This window comes from Nonlabens agnitus, from assembly GCF_002994045.1.
GTDB classification, from domain to species: Bacteria; Bacteroidota; Bacteroidia; order Flavobacteriales; family Flavobacteriaceae; genus Nonlabens; species Nonlabens agnitus.
The window spans coordinates 1,693,812-1,709,808 of sequence record NZ_MQUC01000003.1 but is presented as its reverse complement, the minus strand read 5'-3'; the positions used below and the strand labels follow the sequence as shown (position 1 = coordinate 1,709,808).

Sequence of the window (15,997 nt, the reverse complement as noted above, 5' to 3'; positions counted from 1 at the left end):
AAAGGCCTTTTCTTATTTAAATGTTATAGGGCTTACCTATCGGTGCTCATTTACATCTCATTATTAAATTAGTATTCGTTGACGGTTATTATTGTGTACAAACTAACAGTAGGGCCTGTTAGAACTGGTCATGCTCGGGTGCGTTTAAGCCCAAGATGGTTTTGTAGGGATGGAGCGAATTTAAGATACTTTTATTAAGAAATGTTAATTATGTTAATAAAATTAACATGTGTCGTGTAGGAATAAAGTCTGTTTAACATGTTCACAATATACTTTTGTGACATAAAACGTTGTGCTAAATAGCGTTCAAGAGATTTCAGAACAAGGTTAATCTTCAAGATAGAATTGGAAAATAGAACTATATCGATTTTCCGTTTATCGATTCCTTACATCACTTTCCACCAAGCCATCTCTCAAACGTATCACACGATGGGCATGCTCTGCGATGTCTTCTTCGTGAGTGACGAGAATTACCGTATTACCATCGGCATGGATTTTATCAAAGAGAGCCATGATTTCCACGCCTGTTTTGGAGTCCAGGTTCCCGGTAGGCTCATCGGCTAGGATGATGGATGGGTTGTTGACTAGGGCACGACCTACGGCCACGCGCTGGCGTTGTCCACCAGAAAGCTGATTGGGCTGGTGGTCCATACGGTCTGCAAGACCTACGCTGGTTAAAACTTCGGTAGCTCTAGCGATGCGATCCTTTTTTGACATACCGGCATAAATCATGGGCAAGGCTACGTTATCAAGAGCCGTGGTACGCGGCAAAAGGTTAAATGTCTGGAAAACGAAACCTATTTCTGTATTTCTTATATCGGCAAGCTGGTCATCGCTTAAACTGGAAACATCAGTTCCATTAAGTCGATAGGTGCCTGAAGTAGGTGTGTCTAGACAGCCCAGCAGATTCATAAAAGTGGATTTTCCAGAACCTGATGGTCCCATAAAAGCGACATAATCACCACGTTTGATATCAAGGTCAATGCCTTTAAGCACTTTTACCTCTTCCTGACCCAACTTGAAATTACGCACGATATCGCGCACCTCGATGACATTTTCACTCATAACTACTAGGTTGCTTATGCCTCATAGGACGCAGGATTTCTAGAGACGTTACACATGAATATGAAAAGCTTGTTGCCTCTGTTCTTTTCTAAAAAACAGAATACCCCATTGATAGGTATCAATGCTTGCGGTGACTTTGGGATGATGTATCAATTGTTCCCATGCTCGGGTCATGCCTTTTGACCAATAGATATCATCAATCACCACTACAGACTGCTCGTTTAAGAAAGGCTGCAGTGCTTCAAAATAGCGCAGGGTTGCAGCACCATCATGATGTCCATCTATAAAAACCAAGTCATAGATCCCACTGGGCTGCTCATGCAAATTACCGTCAAAAAAATCTTGAAAAGTTCCAGTGATCAAATGCGCATTTTTTACACGAGCCGCCTTCAATCGTGCAGAGGCATAACCGTGAACCTCTGGACTCGCCTCAATACTGGTGACTTGCTGGCACGCCATCGCAAGCGCGTGAGTGCCTATTCCTAGGGAAGTGCCTAGTTCCAGAGCGCGTTGCACGTCCAAATAATGCGTAAGAAGAGACAATAGCTGGGCTCGCTTCAAACTACTGCAATTGTGCTTTAAGATTTTGCTGCTTATTCGCGTGTTCTCTTGCAAACGTTTACTGCCCGCACCATGATCTTCTATATGTAATAATTGAGGATGGTTTTTTACGCTTTCGCGAAAGCGAACTATTTCCTCATTCACCGCAAGATTTGATCTCTTTTGCAAGCAGTCACGATTCAATGTAAAAACAAATGGTGAATGAATACCGTGCAGGTGGAAGGATTTCCAGTGATGTTTGAGGTAGTGTTTGAGTTGGTGCAGCACGATTCAAAATTAGAGAATTGTTTTATCATCTGTTCACCCTGATAATTTACACTTGTTGTCACCCTGAACTCGTTTCAGGGTCTCACGCTGCAAGTTTCAATTCTTGTCACACTGAACTCGTTTCAGGGTCTTCTGGACTTCCTCCACAATCTATACCGCAATGTGGCGCTTAATAACGTGTATTTCAATCAAATAAGCTTAAAAACTCGAATCCATCAGATGCTGAAACAAGTTCAGCATGGCAAACTAAAAAGAGAACGGTCAACATGAACTCGTTTTAGGGTCTACCAGATGTTGAGGTAGGGCTCTGTGAAGATCCGCTTTTGTTTCTAATTGTAGCCGCTTCGAGCGGCAGTCGAGAAGGAGCGATTGTGAAGGAAAAACGATTTTTGGAAACTGTATCGAGACGGACACTCGATATCAGTTCAAGGAACTGGAATAATGACTTGACCAGTTTAATGGTGATAGGGCTAAGCAATTTTTGCGATTTGAAACTTGGAATTTGAGATTTGGAACTTGCTATTTGCTTTAAGTCATTAAACTCCCAATCGCTCTGTGAGTTCCAGCCATTCCATTTCCTTTTCTTCCAGTTCTTCCTTGACTTTTCCCAGCTTGATACTGTTTTCGGTCATGGTCTCTGGATCTATGGATTCATCGAGAAAGCTGTCTTGCAACTTTTTGCGTTCCGCTTCCAGTTGCTTTACTTTATTTTCCAGTCGGCTCAGTTCTTTTTGATCTTCGCGGGAAATGCCAGTGTTGGATTTGGGTTTTTCTGGTTTTGGAGCTGCCTTGACCTCTGGAGTCTTGACGGTTTCCTTTTCCAAAGCAATATCTGTCGTACCCACATAGGCTCTAAAATCAGAATAATTTCCCGGGAAATCGGTAATCTCACCAGACTGATTGAATACCAAGAGATGGTCCACAATCTTATCCATAAAGTAGCGGTCGTGACTTACCACCACGATACAACCTGGGAAATCCATCAAAAAGTTTTCCAGCACGTTCAACGTTGGGATGTCCAGGTCGTTGGTAGGCTCATCAAGGATCAGGAAATTGGGATTTTGAATCAGTATAGTACATAAATACAAGCGCTTGCGCTCGCCACCACTAAGTTTCTCGACAAAATCATGTTTCTTTTTATTGTCAAAAAGAAAGCGCTCCAGCAACTGACTTGCACTAATGATTTTTCCTTTCTGTAGCGGTATGTACTCGCCATATTCCTTAATCACATCAATCACCTTTTGTCCTGGCTTGATGTCGATGCCACCTTGCGTATAGTAACCTATCTTGATCGTTTCACCTATGGTTACCTTACCCGTATCTGGAGCAAGATCACCATTAATGATGTTGAGAAAAGTAGATTTTCCGGTCCCATTTTTCCCAATAATACCCACACGTTCGCCACGCTGGAAGTTGTAATCAAAGTTTTCAATAAGTGTTTTGTCGCCAAAGGATTTTGAGATCTTGTGCAATTCTACCACTTTGGTACCCATGCGTTGCATGTTGATTTCCAGCTCTACGTTGTGTTCCTTGCGACGGTTGGAGGCTGCCTCTTTGATTTGGTAAAAATCGTCGATTCGGGATTTGGACTTTGTCGTGCGCGCCTTGGGCTGGCGACGCATCCATTGCAATTCCTTTTTAAAGAGTTGTTGTGCTTTTTCCTGGGTGGTTTGCTCGATCTCGAGTCGCTCTTCCTTTTTCTCTACATAATACGAATAATTGCCTTTGTAGGTGTAAAGATGACCGTTGTCCAATTCAATAATTTCATTACACACACGATCTAGGAAATAACGGTCGTGTGTTACCATCAATATGGTGTAATCTTCCTGCTTAAAATACTCCTCCAGCCACTCGATCATCTCTAGATCCAGATGGTTGGTAGGCTCATCCATGATCAACAATTGCGGATCTGATAATAAGGCGATCGCCATGGCGATGCGCTTTTTCTGGCCACCACTTAGCTTGCCTACTTTTTGCGAAAGATCGTCCAGCTTGAGTTTGGATAGGATCTGTTTGTATTTGGTTTCAAAATCCCAAGCCTGTGCAGATTCCATCTGGTCAAATGCTTTTTGGTAGGCATCTGCATCATCCATGTTCTCCATCGCCTTTTCGTATCGAGCGATGATCTGGATGGTAGGAATATCAGAGGCTAGAATGACCTCCTCAATCGTTTGGTTTGGATCCAGGTCCGGCTCTTGCGATAGAAACGCCATACGCAAATCGCTGCGTTTGTTGACGCTACCAGAGTCCGGTTGTTCCCTGCCGGCAATGATATTGAGCAGTGAGGTTTTACCGTAACCGTTTTTTGCTACAAAGCCAATTTTTTGGCCTTCGTTGATGCCCAGCGATACATTTTCAAACAGCGCTTTGTCTGCAAACGCACGCGATACATTTTCTACACTCAAATAATTCATGGAATTCTGCTCAGAAATAAGCGGCAAAGTTACGGTATTTCCTAGGCTTGTAATGCTATCAACTTTAACTTAAACCTAGATCCTAAAGTAAACGTTCTGCTTCATGGAACGCACCCAAATTTATAGTAATGAAATAAAGACCTGGAAATAATTTCAGTTTGTTGGATGGAAATACGCTTTCATTTTCGCTTTCGCGAAAGCGAAACATAAATCAAGCTTATGTCGTTGCATCTGGGTAGAAATGCGGACGATTATAATGACTTTCGCATAAATATCTATGTTAAAACAAAAGAAAAGTTTTAAACCGGCATTGGCAGGTCTGTCGTTAAAAATGAAGGAGCTGTAGCCTTTGGAAAGAAATTCGTCGGCTTGTATTGCGTAATTTACCTTTTGATAAGACCATCGGGATCGAAATTCTATTGCATCCGAAAGCGTTTTAATTTCTTTGGCGGAAGCTTTGAAATTTTTAGACAGACATGCCACAGCCTAGCATCAACAAACTTGTCATGCCGCACTTGATGCGGTATCTGCAATGGAAAGATTAACAGAGAAGAGATTTGCTATGACTAAGCGGGTCAAGTAAATTTCTGGATTCTATACAAAAGAGATCGTGATTTTTCGGGCTATACCTTCCTAGGTTTTTGCTCATTATGAATGCCAATGAAGCTGTTTTTAAACCGGCATTGGCTGGTCTGTCGTCAAGAATGAAGGAGCTGTAGCCTTTTGAAAGAAATTTGTCGGCTTGTATTGTGTAATTTACCTTTTGATAAGACCATCAGCACCGAAATTCTATTGCAACCGAACGCGTTTTAATTTCTGTGGCGAAAGCTTCAATAGTTGCAGACAAGTATGCCACAGCCCAGCATCAACAAACTTGACATGCCGCACTCGATGCGGTATCTGCAATGGAAAAAGTAACAGAGAAGAGAGTTGCTAATGTCTAAGAGGCTCAAGTAAATTTCTGGATTCTATACAAAGCAGATCGTGATTTTTCGGGTCATACCTTCCTAGATTTTTGCTCATTATGAATGCCAATGAAGCTGTTTTTAAACCGGCATTGGCAGGCCTGTCGTCAAGAATGAAGGAGCTGTAGCCTTTTAAAAGAAATTTGTCGGCTTGTATTGTGTAATTTACCTTTTGATAAGACCATCGGGATCGAAATTCTATTGCAACCGAACGCGTTTTAATTTCTTTGGCGAAAGCTTCAATAGTTGCAGACAAGTATGCCACAGCCAAGCATCAACAAACTTGTCATACAGCACTCGATGCGGTATCTGCAATGGAAAAAGCAACAGAGAAGAGATTTGCTAATGTCTATGAGGCTCAAGTAAATCTCTGGATTCTATACAAAGCAGATCGTGATTTTTCGGGTCATACCTTCCTAGATTTTTTGCTCATTATCAATGCTATTGAAGCTGTTTTAAACCGGCATTGGCAGGTCTGTCGTCAAAAATGAAGGAGCTGTAGCCTTTGGAAAGAAATTTCTCGGCTTGTGTTGCATGATTTGTCTTTTCACAAGATCTTCAGGACCGAAATGCTATTCTTTCCGAAAGCGTTTTAATTTCTTTGGCGGAAGCTTCGAAATTTTTAGACAGACATGCCACAGCCTAGCCTTTTTGGTTACTTTTTCGGTAATGGAAAAAGTAACGAAGACAATACTTTACCGCAATAAATTCCCAGACAGGTGTGTTGAAGCATAGAAGACATTTTAAATAGGCTATCTATTAAGATAATTTTATATTTACCGGCTATACACCAAAGAGAATATGCGTAGGCTCACGTTTGTATGGATGATAGGATTGCTGCTTGCAATATCATCTTGCATCCCTTTAAATAAAATCACTTACCTGCAAGAGTCAAAATCTGTAGCTGTGGATAGCTTGATGATGGCAAGACGTTTACAACCACCGTACCGATTACAGGTGAACGACGTATTGAACATCAGCTTGTATCAAAGTGCAGACGAACGATTGACAAAGCTATTTTCGCCTGCAAGTGGTGAATCCGTGAGCGGCGCTGGAGTGAATGGATATGGGATTGATATACGTGGTGACATTAGACTGCCTGAGATAGGAACGGTAAAAGCCATAGGCCTGACCACCGATGAACTGCAGGAAAAGTTGAAACAAATTTTACTGGAAAAATATTTCAAACAAGAAGAGGAGCTGTTCTTGACCGTAAAGCTAGCAGGTATTTCGTACACCATGGTAGGTGAGGTAGGTGGAACGGGTATTCAATCCGTCCAACGCGAACAGATCAACATCATCGAGGCCATTGCTGCCGGTGGTGGTGTCCCGGTTACCGGAGATTTGACAGCGGTCAAAATTGTTAGAAATTATCCTGATGGGGTAAAGGTGCATGAGTTGGACCTTACCAATCTTGATATTGTGTATTCGCCATATTATTACATCCAGCCCAATGACATGATTGTGGTCGATCCGCTGCCGCAAAAGGTTACTGGCGTGGGAACTACGGCTATATCTACCTTTGGGACCATTGTGTCAGTATTGGGGACTATTGTTACTTCTGTATTACTATTCACGCGTCTATAGATGGAAGAAGAAAAAGAAGTTAACGCGTTATCAGGCATTTTTGATGTCAAGCAGTTCCTGCAAAAGCTATTGAAACTTTGGTGGCTGTTTTTGCTGTGCATGATCATAGGCTTGTCATATGCCTATTACAAGAATCAGTTTATCCAGACGTTTTACAGAATTGAGTCCTTGATCAGTATCAAAGACAACAATAACCCTTTATTTACGAGTAATCAAAGCTTGACATTTAATTGGGGTGGAACTACAGACAAGGTTACTACGGCCATCACCCAATTCAAATCCAGATCCCATGCAGAGGTGGTTGTGGATCAATTGCAATTCTACGTCAACTATATCAAAGAAGGAGATTATTACAATATTGACGCCTATAAGCAAACTCCATTCTATGTTTTTGTGGATACGTCCAATGCCCAATTGTATCAAAAAAACATACGGATTAAGGTGTTGGACAATGATAGGTTTGAATTGAGCACCACCTTTGGCGGGACTATAGCTGGCGGATTTGATTATGCAAAAAAAGAACCCACCAGCGTCCAGGTGCCACAAGGAGACTGGAGTCAAATCTTCCGCTTTGGAGAAAAGATAGAACTACCCTTTTTAAAAGTAACCATCGAGCGACGATCAGATCAGGTCAGTGCTGGAGAATGGTTGTTCAACCTAGGTAATTATTGGGGAACGGTCATGCGTTATAAAGGCATTGCCGTAAGCCAGCAACCCGATGGATCCTCCATTTTGAACCTGAGTATGCAAGGTCTGAACAAACAACGGCTTATTGATTATATTAATAAGAGTAGCGAGGTGCTGGTTACAGAAGAGTTGCGCAAGAAAAACAAGTTTGCGGTAAGTACGATCAAATACATAGACAGCAGCCTTCAAAAACAGAGCAAATTGTTGAAGGAGTCAGAAGAAGAGTTGTCAACTTTCAGGAACAACACACAACTGTTAGATGCTACGGTTCAAAATACAGATTTCAATTCAAAACTTACCGGCTTTGAAATCCAGAAAAGGGATTTATTGAACCGATTGAATTATTACGAAAACCTAGACACCTATTTAAAGCGCAGGTCAGATTATACTGCGATTCAAGCGCCGTCTGTGGTAGGTATTTCAGAAGGTAGTATAGGCGGATTCATTGCGCAATTGATAGGACTTTCAGAAGAACGCAAGCGTCTGGAATTCAGTTTGAAGCCAGATGCTCCAGCCTTTAGGGAAATTGACCGTCAAATTGATGCATTGAAAACGGTGATCTATGAGAATATAGAAAACTCTACCTCACTACTGGAAAGTGAACTTTCTCAGATCAATAGAGAAATAGGGAAGCTGGAAAATCAGATCAAAAGATTGCCTAAGGAACAACAGGAATTTTTGAAGATCCAGCGTCAGTTTGATATTACCCAACAAGCTTATAATGTATTCCAGGCTAAACGCGCAGAGGCAGAATTGGTCAAAGCGGCTAATGTATCTGACGTGTACATCATCGATGAGGCAAAGGATACCGGTCAAGGTGGTAGCCAGCGGGATAGTAATATCAATTACTTGATCGCACTATTGATAGGAATCGCAGTGCCTGTGACAGTAGCGTTTATCCTAACGTTATTGGATAGTTTTATTCATTCTCCTAAAGATTTGGAAAAATTATCGCCAGTTCCATTGATAGGAGTCATAGGACAAGTCAAGCACGACAATAATCTTGTGGTATATGAAAAGCCAAGATCTGCCATTGCAGAAGCTTTTAGAGGATTGCGATCTAGTCTGCATTTTATCTACAATCAGGATACAGGTTCCAACACCGGCTCAAAAACGATTATGGTGACCAGTAGTGTCAGCGGTGAAGGAAAAACCTTTACTAGTATCAATCTGGCAACAGTGTTTGCATTAAGTGGCAAAAGAACCATATTGGTAGGATTGGATTTAAGAAAGCCTAAAATATTTGATGATTTCTATATTGAAAACACCATTGGAGTCTCCAATTATTTGGTGAAGGATGCAACACTGAATGAGATCATAAAATCTTCGGGAATAGAAAATCTGGATCTAGCGCTATCAGGTCCTGTGCCGCCTAATCCTAGTGAGCTTATATTAAAAAAGCAGATGGCTATCATGATAGACGAATTGAAGCAATCTTATGATTACGTTATTCTAGACACGCCGCCTCTAGGACTGGTGGCAGACGCCATGGAAATATCAAAGTATGCAGACGCCAGCCTGTATGTGGTGCGCCAGGGATATACTAAAAGAGGCATGCTCGACATTGTAAATGATAAATATGTCAAGGGAGAATTAGGTAATGTAAGCTTACTGTTTAACTACTTTAGTGACAAGGCGCGTTATGGCTACGGTTATGGCTACGGCTACGGTTATGGAGCCTACGGTAACGGTTATCACCAAGATAATGCCCCTAAAACAGCAGCAGATCGACTGAAGCAACAGATTAGTAAATTATTTACGCTTTCGCGAAAGCGAGGTTAGAGAAAGCCACAATTTATGAATGAAGAAAAGTGGTTATATGAAATCAAGCCTAAAGGGAAGTTGATTGACCTCAATCTTAAGGAGATATGGCGATATAGAGATTTGCTAGTACTATTTATAAAACGAGACATCACAACAGCGTATAAACAAACCATCTTGGGGCCGCTTTGGTTCCTCATCCAGCCGTTGTTTACTAGTGTAGTTTTTACCTTAATATTCAATGAAGTAGCAGGTATAGACAATGGTGCCATACCTAACTTCTTGTTTAACTTGACAGGCCTGACCTTATGGAGCTATTTTAAGGAAGTATTGAGCGTTTCAAGTTCAGCTTTTACGTCCAATGCAGGTCTATTCGGTAAAGTGTATTTCCCTCGCTTTATTGCACCAGCTTCTAGGGTGCTATCAGGTTTGTTTAAGTTTGGTATTCAACTGATCATTTTAGTGATTTTCTATGCCTACTATTATTACAAGGGAATGGACATTCTACCTAGTGTAGGCTTGCCTTTGGTATTAGTCATATTGCTCAATATTATCTTGTTAGGCATGGGGTCTGGACTAATCCTTTCCGCCTTGACGACAAAATATCGCGATTTGAACGTGTTAATCGGGTTTGGATTGAACCTACTGCTATACCTGAGCGCAGTAATGTATTCATTAGAAGCGGCAAGGGATAAATTAAAAGAGTATTACTGGGCCGTAGAGTGGAATCCCATTGCTCACGTCATAGAGAGTTATCGCAGTCTGTGGTTCAATAGTCTGGAAATTCACTGGACGGGCATCTATACTGGACTAGCCTTGGGTATAATCATCTTTTTTTTAGGATTGATTGTCTTTAATAAGACAGAGAAGACTTTTATTGATACGGTGTAACGAGAGTCAACAAATGATTGCAGTTATTGTCCCATGCTACAATGAAGAAAAACGCCTGAAAGTATCAGCGTTTAAAGAGTTCATAAAGGCAAACGGTAAATATCATTTCTTTTTTGTGGATGATGGTAGTACAGATGAAACTTATCAAATGTTATATGATAATTTTTATGAAGATTCCAGATCAAATATAATTAAGGCTGATTTTAATTTAGGTAAAGGTGAAGCTATACGCTTTGCAATCAGCAAAATACCCCATCAGTCATTTCATTACCTTGCTTTTATTGACGCTGATTTAGAAATCCCGTTAGATCAATTAATTGAACTGGAAAAAGCTTTCTATTCAATACCTGATACGATTGCTGGCCTATCTATAAGAATCGAAATAGGTAACAAGAAATCCTCGTTGGTACGTAGGGTTGGAAGTTCTATGATTAGAAAAATTTCGTCAAAACTCATAGGCTTTAGTGTTCCCATTCGGGATACTCAGTGCGGTTGTAAGATGTTTTCAGTCCGTATTCTAGATGTTTTCAAGGAACCATTTATATCAAGTTGGCTTTTTGATATTGAGATCATTTTGAGAATCAGGAATAAATATGATAAAGAGGGACAATCCATACGTCAAATTCCGTTACGTAAATTGAATTCCGTTGATGGAAAAATTAATTATAAAGCGGCTGCTATTTTGAAGTTGACACAACAATTAAATAAGATACGTAGATGCTACAATTAGATAAAAATTCGCATCAAGGACTTATGATAATTATACTATTAGGTTTCTTTGTTGTTATTCCTTTTCTATTTGTTGTAAAGTATGCGACATTGTCTGCAGATGATTTTCCAAGAGCGGTCTTTGATATTCAAGATTTTTTTAGGAATTATAGTTCCTGGTATAAAATGCATAATGGGCGTTTTGTAAACGCATTTTTTAGTCTACTTCCAATCTATAGCCCTACGCCTCTCCGATTAATGCTTTTTATAAACTTTGTCTTCAATTTTATAGCCTTAAGATTTTTTCTGTTCGAACTATTTTCCTTTTATGGGATACAAGTATCTAAGAAAGTCAATTTCATAGCCACGATCGTTTTCTTTTCTTTATTAATAGTTCAAATGCCATCCTTGGTCGACTACTTCTATTGGTATGCTTCAATGACCGTATATTCCATATCGTTCTGTTGCTTTTTAATGACATTAGCATACCTTTTTAAAATGATGCGAGGCGATAAAAGAGCAATTATCTGGTCTATGCTGTTTTCGATACTAGCCATTGGTAGTAGTGAGCTGTTTATTTTATTACTCAATAGCATAGTAGCCGTCTTTCTATTCGTAGATTACATAAACAGAAAGCAAGTAGTACGCTCTTTAATTTACCTTCAGCTTATCGTCATTGCCGCATCAGTACTGGTAATTTTATCTCCTGGGTCGGCTAATCGCCAACAAGCATTTGAACAAAGTGGTAATTTCATCAATGCCCTTTCGGTAACCTGGAGAGAGATATTATTTTTCTTTAGTAATGAGTTCTCTAACCTTCAAGATTATCTTACTTATAGTGTTATAGTCATGCTTATTGCATTAGTTCTCATCAAATCAAAAAATAGCGTTTCACTCAAGTACATAAACCCTTTAATACTATTGCTTTTCAGTATTACTCTTTTAATCTGTATTTTATTTACACCAAGCTATGCCATGGGAGGATTACCGTTCAATTATGGAAGGGTTGGGAATCTAATCCATTTGCTATGGTTAGTGATAGTTTTAGTTAATACAATAAACTTGATGGTTGCTTTGAAAAAACAACAATGGATCGATTGGTCTATTGGCGAGTACTGGTGTTTGCCAACTCTATTGGTTCTGCTTACGACGTCAGTTGTGCGTAGTTCTAATGTAAATAATATTTATGACGACTTGATTAATGATCGCTTTGAAAAATCAGAGAATGATAGGAACGATAGATTATTGAGAGTTATAAATTCTAGAGAGGTCAATATAGTTTTAGAGCCTATGATGATGCCCAAAACCCTACAATACACAGATGTTACCTCAAATCCAGACCACTGGTATAATAAAAGTTACGTGAATTATTTCAATGCTAAGTACGATATAAATATCAACACAGTAAGAGTTGAGAATAAGACTGCTTCTGCCGTTGAAGCGCTTGACTAAATTAGAATAAACGTATATGAGCGCAAAAACGATTAGACTATATTGGTGGAGTGAGATCTACATTCAAAAGAAAGAGCGAGAGAACTATGGGGACTTGCTGGGTAAATATTTGGTAGAGAAAATAACAGGTAGAAAAGTTTCTTGGCTACGGGCAAATAGGTTTTATATAAAAAATTGGTGGAGACCGGTGTACGTCACTATTGGAAGTATTTTGGAACACATAGGCAGTCATTGTATTGTCTGGGGTAGCGGTATGAGCCATCGGGATGCACAAATTGCAAGGGCAACTTTTACGGCAGTAAGGGGTCCGCTTTCGCGAAAGCGGATACTTGAGATAGGCTATGATTGTCCAGAAGTTTATGGAGATCCAGCATTGCTATTACCTCTTTACTTAGAAGATCATCAAACCAAAACGTACGAATTAGGCATCATCCCACATATCAATGATTATAAGATCGTTCAAAGCATGGCTGGGAACAGCCCAACCTTGTGCATCATAGATTTTTTGACCAATGAGATTGAAGAAACGACCCGACAAATATTATCTTGCAAACGCATCATTTCTTCATCCCTACACGGCATCATAGTTGCTCACGCCTATAACATTCCAGCAGTCCAAGTCAAATTTTCAAATGCTATCTTTGGCGATGGCGTTAAGTACCATGATTACTTGCTTTCAGTAGGTCTTGAGACTTACGATCCTTTATTGATAGAAAATCAATTTGACAGTGATTACTGGATGGATCATGTGGATAAGCATAAATATAAACTACCAGACCAACTTACGATCAAAAACTTGCAAGACGGATTGATGAAAGCATGCCCATTTTTAAGCGGTGAAGATGAAAGATGATATTATCCTAAAAATTGAAAACCTTTCCAAGCAGTATCGTTTAGGTACAGTAGGTACGGGTACGTTGGGTCATGACATCAATAGAGCCTGGGCAAAAATGCGAGGCAAGGAAGATCCTTATCAAAAGATAGGCGCTGTCAACGACCGCAGTACAGCGGCAAGTTCTGACTACGTATGGGCGTTGAAGGACATTAATTTTGAGGTAAAGCGCGGAGAGATTGTCGGGATCATTGGTAAAAATGGTGCAGGTAAATCCACATTACTTAAAATTCTTTCAAGGGTGACAAGTCCCACGACAGGTAGTATCAAAGTAGGTGGTCGCATGGCAAGCCTCTTAGAAGTTGGAACTGGAATGCATCCAGAATTAACAGGTAGGGAAAACATCTATCTCAACGGTGCAATCTTGGGAATGACAAAAGCAGAGATTGCTAGCAAAATAGATGAAATCATTGAATTTTCAGGCTGCCAGATGTACATCGACACACCAGTAAAACGCTATTCCAGCGGTATGGGCGTGAGGCTGGGGTTTGCCGTTGCTGCTTTTTTAGAACCTGATATCCTGGTAGTGGATGAGGTACTTGCTGTGGGCGATGCAGAGTTTCAAAAGAAAGCGATTGGTAAAATGCAGGATATTTCAAGTTCTGGTGGAAGGACGGTGTTGTTTGTGAGTCATAATATGGATAGTGTTCAGTCTTTATGTACTAGAGTAATTCATATAATGAATGGTTGCATAGTCAACAGTGGCTCCACAAAAAAAATTATTAGCGAATACTTAAATGCAGGGTTGACGCATCACAGAGTCCTTGAAGGTATTTCTGAGAGAAAAGGAAATGCTCAATTACTTATGAAAACAATCGATTTATTTGCATTAGATGAATCAATGCCTAAGACTGTTTTCAGTTTAGGAGAAAGATTAAAGCTTATTCTTACTGTAGCGAAGAGCTCATCAAATATACCAATAGAAAGTATCAAAATAATCCTTGGGATCTACAACGAAAATGGAGAAGGTATTATCCGTATAGATAAAAATATGAGCATTTTGACGAAACCTGATTTGAACAATCACTCTGACACGCTTATTTTTGAATGCAAAATTCTTGATCCTCTAAATATAGTTCCAGGGAATTATAGTATTAACATCGCTATATTTAAAAATCAACAGTTAGCAGATTACTTATCAGGTAAGATATTGTTTTCCATTATTAATGAAAATTATCTAGGCAATGGTAAATTACCAGAAGATCTAGGTTTAGCTAAAATCGTTTGCAGAAGTAAATGGTCTATTCAAAAAATTGCCTAAATGGATATCGTAAATAACACACCCTATCTTTATGATAAATCTGGGCGGATACTGGTAACAAACGATACGGTTTACAGGATAATTGAAAAGAAGGATAAGATAGATAGTTACTTGAGGTTACTGCGCTCTGACAATATTTTTAAATTATATAATAAAGGGCTGATTGAAACTAAGATAGTAGAAGAAAAATCTAATACCAATCTGTTAGTTCTAGAACATAAATATCTTCCATTTATTTTACATCCTGCGGAATACACATGTGAGATGTACTGGCAAGCGGCAAGACAATTTATTGAACTTAATCAGGAATGTCTGAAAGTAGGATTTGTCACTTATGATGCACACCCCTACAATATTACCTTTTATCGTTCCAATCCTGTTTTTTACGACTTTGGCTCTTTAATTCAAGCACAAGTTGTTTCTATTGAATGGTTTCAGGAGTTTTGGGAAAAGTTTGTAATACCTATATGGCTAAGCTCTTTTTCAAAAAAAACATTTAAGTTTTCAAAAGAATTAAGAAAAGAACATCAATATGGTTTTGGAACCTCTTTGCTCACCTCTTCATTTAGTAAAAAATTGCTGTTTCGTAAGTTTTTGAAATTAGTTCAACTGAGAGAATCTCCGGAACTTTTATTCAATGAGATTTTGAAATGGTTAGATGATCACAGGCCTATACCTGTATCCAAACAATATTGGTCTAATTATTACAAAGGTGAGGAGTTTGACCTTCTGACACCTCAGAATATGAAAGAAAGATTTTGTCTAGAAATATTTCAAAATAATAAATACGATAAGGTAGTGGATTTAGCATCTAATAAAGGCTACTTTTCTGAAATGGCAGAATATTTTGGTGCCGAAGTTTTATCATTTGATTATGAAGAAGAGGTAGTTAATTCATTGCTAAAAAGGAATAAAGTAACTGCTGCTCATATTGATTTTAATATCCCGACTCCAGCATTGGGGGTTAGTTTATTCTGGGGCGACATGTTTTCACGGTTACAAGGAGACTTAGTTATAGCTTTAGGTTTAATTCATCACATCTGTATAAGACAAAAAACTCCAGTTTATTTGTTTTGCCAAACATGTTTACAATTAGCCTCTAAAGGAATATTGCTTGAATTTGTATACATGGAGGATAAGCATGTCAAACAGTGGAATGAACCCAAACCGCAAAATTATGATATTGAAACCATCGGTAAATTTTTTTCACCAAAATTCACTAACCGTATGACAAGCAAACTCGAATCAGCAGATGGACTTAAGAGGAGATATATTTATTTTTTTACAAATTAACAATGTAGAATCTTAAGTTTATTAGATCCATACTACTCTCAAAGCTAATATTCTCCTTCTTTATCATCAATGTTATTGATATTAAAATAAAAGGCTTCTAATCTTAAAAATCTGGATTTCTGTTTCTTGAGTCGCGATTTAATAGATTATTTTCGAAGTTTTTAGTCAGAGAAAGACTTTTCAAAATCCCTAC

General features: G+C 39.2%; 12 protein-coding genes. 9 read left to right on the top strand and 3 right to left on the bottom strand.

The window, feature by feature from the left end:
* Window positions 1-375 precede the first annotated feature (375 nt).
* The 3 genes from BST86_RS07885 to BST86_RS07875 all read right to left on the bottom strand — a co-directional run bounded on the left by BST86_RS07885 (window position 376) and on the right by BST86_RS07875 (window position 4,307).
* Entirely contained in the window at window positions 376-1,065 is a 690-nt protein-coding gene (locus tag BST86_RS07885; protein WP_105982794.1) for an ABC transporter ATP-binding protein, read from the bottom strand.
* A gap of 48 nt (window positions 1,066-1,113) precedes the next feature.
* Window positions 1,114-1,893: an O-methyltransferase gene (locus tag BST86_RS07880; RefSeq protein WP_105982793.1), complete on the bottom strand. Its 780-nt coding sequence runs from the start codon at window positions 1,891-1,893 to the stop codon at window positions 1,114-1,116.
* Between the two features lie 536 nt (window positions 1,894-2,429).
* Window positions 2,430-4,307 (bottom strand): ABC-F family ATP-binding cassette domain-containing protein, encoded by a 1,878-nt coding sequence (locus tag BST86_RS07875; RefSeq protein WP_105982792.1) that lies wholly within the window; start codon window positions 4,305-4,307, stop codon window positions 2,430-2,432.
* 1,192 nt (window positions 4,308-5,499) lie between these two features.
* On the opposite strand from BST86_RS07875, the gene BST86_RS07865 reads away from it, so the two are divergent.
* From BST86_RS07865 to BST86_RS07825, 9 genes are all read left to right on the top strand, one after another.
* The gene (locus BST86_RS07865; protein ID WP_105982790.1) at window positions 5,500-5,763 is read left to right on the top strand and encodes a hypothetical protein; all 264 of its coding nucleotides are present in this window, start codon (window positions 5,500-5,502) and stop codon (window positions 5,761-5,763) included.
* Between the two features lie 310 nt (window positions 5,764-6,073).
* Entirely contained in the window at window positions 6,074-6,859 is a 786-nt protein-coding gene (locus BST86_RS07860; protein ID WP_105982789.1) for a polysaccharide biosynthesis/export family protein, read from the top strand.
* Window positions 6,860-9,328, top strand: a complete 2,469-nt coding sequence (locus BST86_RS07855; RefSeq protein ID WP_105982788.1) for a polysaccharide biosynthesis tyrosine autokinase — start codon at window positions 6,860-6,862, stop codon at window positions 9,326-9,328.
* Window positions 9,329-9,343: 15 nt separating this feature from the next.
* Window positions 9,344-10,198 carry an ABC transporter permease gene (locus BST86_RS07850; RefSeq protein WP_105982787.1) on the top strand — a complete coding sequence of 285 codons (855 nt, stop codon included), beginning with the start codon at window positions 9,344-9,346 and terminating at the stop codon, window positions 10,196-10,198.
* 13 nt (window positions 10,199-10,211) lie between these two features.
* The gene (locus BST86_RS07845; protein ID WP_105982786.1) at window positions 10,212-10,928 is read left to right on the top strand and encodes a glycosyltransferase; all 717 of its coding nucleotides are present in this window, start codon (window positions 10,212-10,214) and stop codon (window positions 10,926-10,928) included.
* Window positions 10,916-12,358, top strand: a complete 1,443-nt coding sequence (locus BST86_RS07840) for a DUF6056 family protein (RefSeq protein WP_105982785.1) — start codon at window positions 10,916-10,918, stop codon at window positions 12,356-12,358. The genes BST86_RS07845 and BST86_RS07840 overlap by 13 nt, the downstream gene beginning before the upstream one ends.
* 16 nt (window positions 12,359-12,374) lie before the next feature.
* Window positions 12,375-13,211 carry a polysaccharide pyruvyl transferase family protein gene (locus BST86_RS07835; RefSeq protein WP_105982784.1) on the top strand — a complete coding sequence of 279 codons (837 nt, stop codon included), beginning with the start codon at window positions 12,375-12,377 and terminating at the stop codon, window positions 13,209-13,211.
* A complete protein-coding gene (locus tag BST86_RS07830) occupies window positions 13,201-14,511 on the top strand; it encodes an ABC transporter ATP-binding protein (RefSeq protein WP_105982783.1) in 1,311 nt (436 codons plus the stop codon). The genes BST86_RS07835 and BST86_RS07830 overlap by 11 nt, the downstream gene beginning before the upstream one ends.
* On the top strand, window positions 14,512-15,804 hold the full coding sequence (locus BST86_RS07825) for a class I SAM-dependent methyltransferase (RefSeq protein WP_105982782.1): 1,293 nt from the start codon (window positions 14,512-14,514) through the stop codon (window positions 15,802-15,804). It begins immediately after the preceding gene.
* Window positions 15,805-15,997: the final 193 nt, after the last annotated feature.

Coding starts and splice junctions, on each gene's coding strand:
- BST86_RS07885 (WP_105982794.1), bottom strand. CDS start 1,065: ATGAGTGAAAATGTCATCGAGGTGCGCGATATCGTGCGTAATTTCAAG.
- BST86_RS07875 (WP_105982792.1), bottom strand. CDS start 4,307: ATGAATTATTTGAGTGTAGAAAATGTATCGCGTGCGTTTGCAGACAAA.
- BST86_RS07860 (WP_105982789.1), top strand. CDS start 6,074: ATGCGTAGGCTCACGTTTGTATGGATGATAGGATTGCTGCTTGCAATA.
- BST86_RS07855 (WP_105982788.1), top strand. CDS start 6,860: ATGGAAGAAGAAAAAGAAGTTAACGCGTTATCAGGCATTTTTGATGTC.
- BST86_RS07850 (WP_105982787.1), top strand. CDS start 9,344: ATGAATGAAGAAAAGTGGTTATATGAAATCAAGCCTAAAGGGAAGTTG.
- BST86_RS07845 (WP_105982786.1), top strand. CDS start 10,212: ATGATTGCAGTTATTGTCCCATGCTACAATGAAGAAAAACGCCTGAAA.
- BST86_RS07840 (WP_105982785.1), top strand. CDS start 10,916: ATGCTACAATTAGATAAAAATTCGCATCAAGGACTTATGATAATTATA.
- BST86_RS07835 (WP_105982784.1), top strand. CDS start 12,375: ATGAGCGCAAAAACGATTAGACTATATTGGTGGAGTGAGATCTACATT.
- BST86_RS07830 (WP_105982783.1), top strand. CDS start 13,201: ATGAAAGATGATATTATCCTAAAAATTGAAAACCTTTCCAAGCAGTAT.
- BST86_RS07825 (WP_105982782.1), top strand. CDS start 14,512: ATGGATATCGTAAATAACACACCCTATCTTTATGATAAATCTGGGCGG.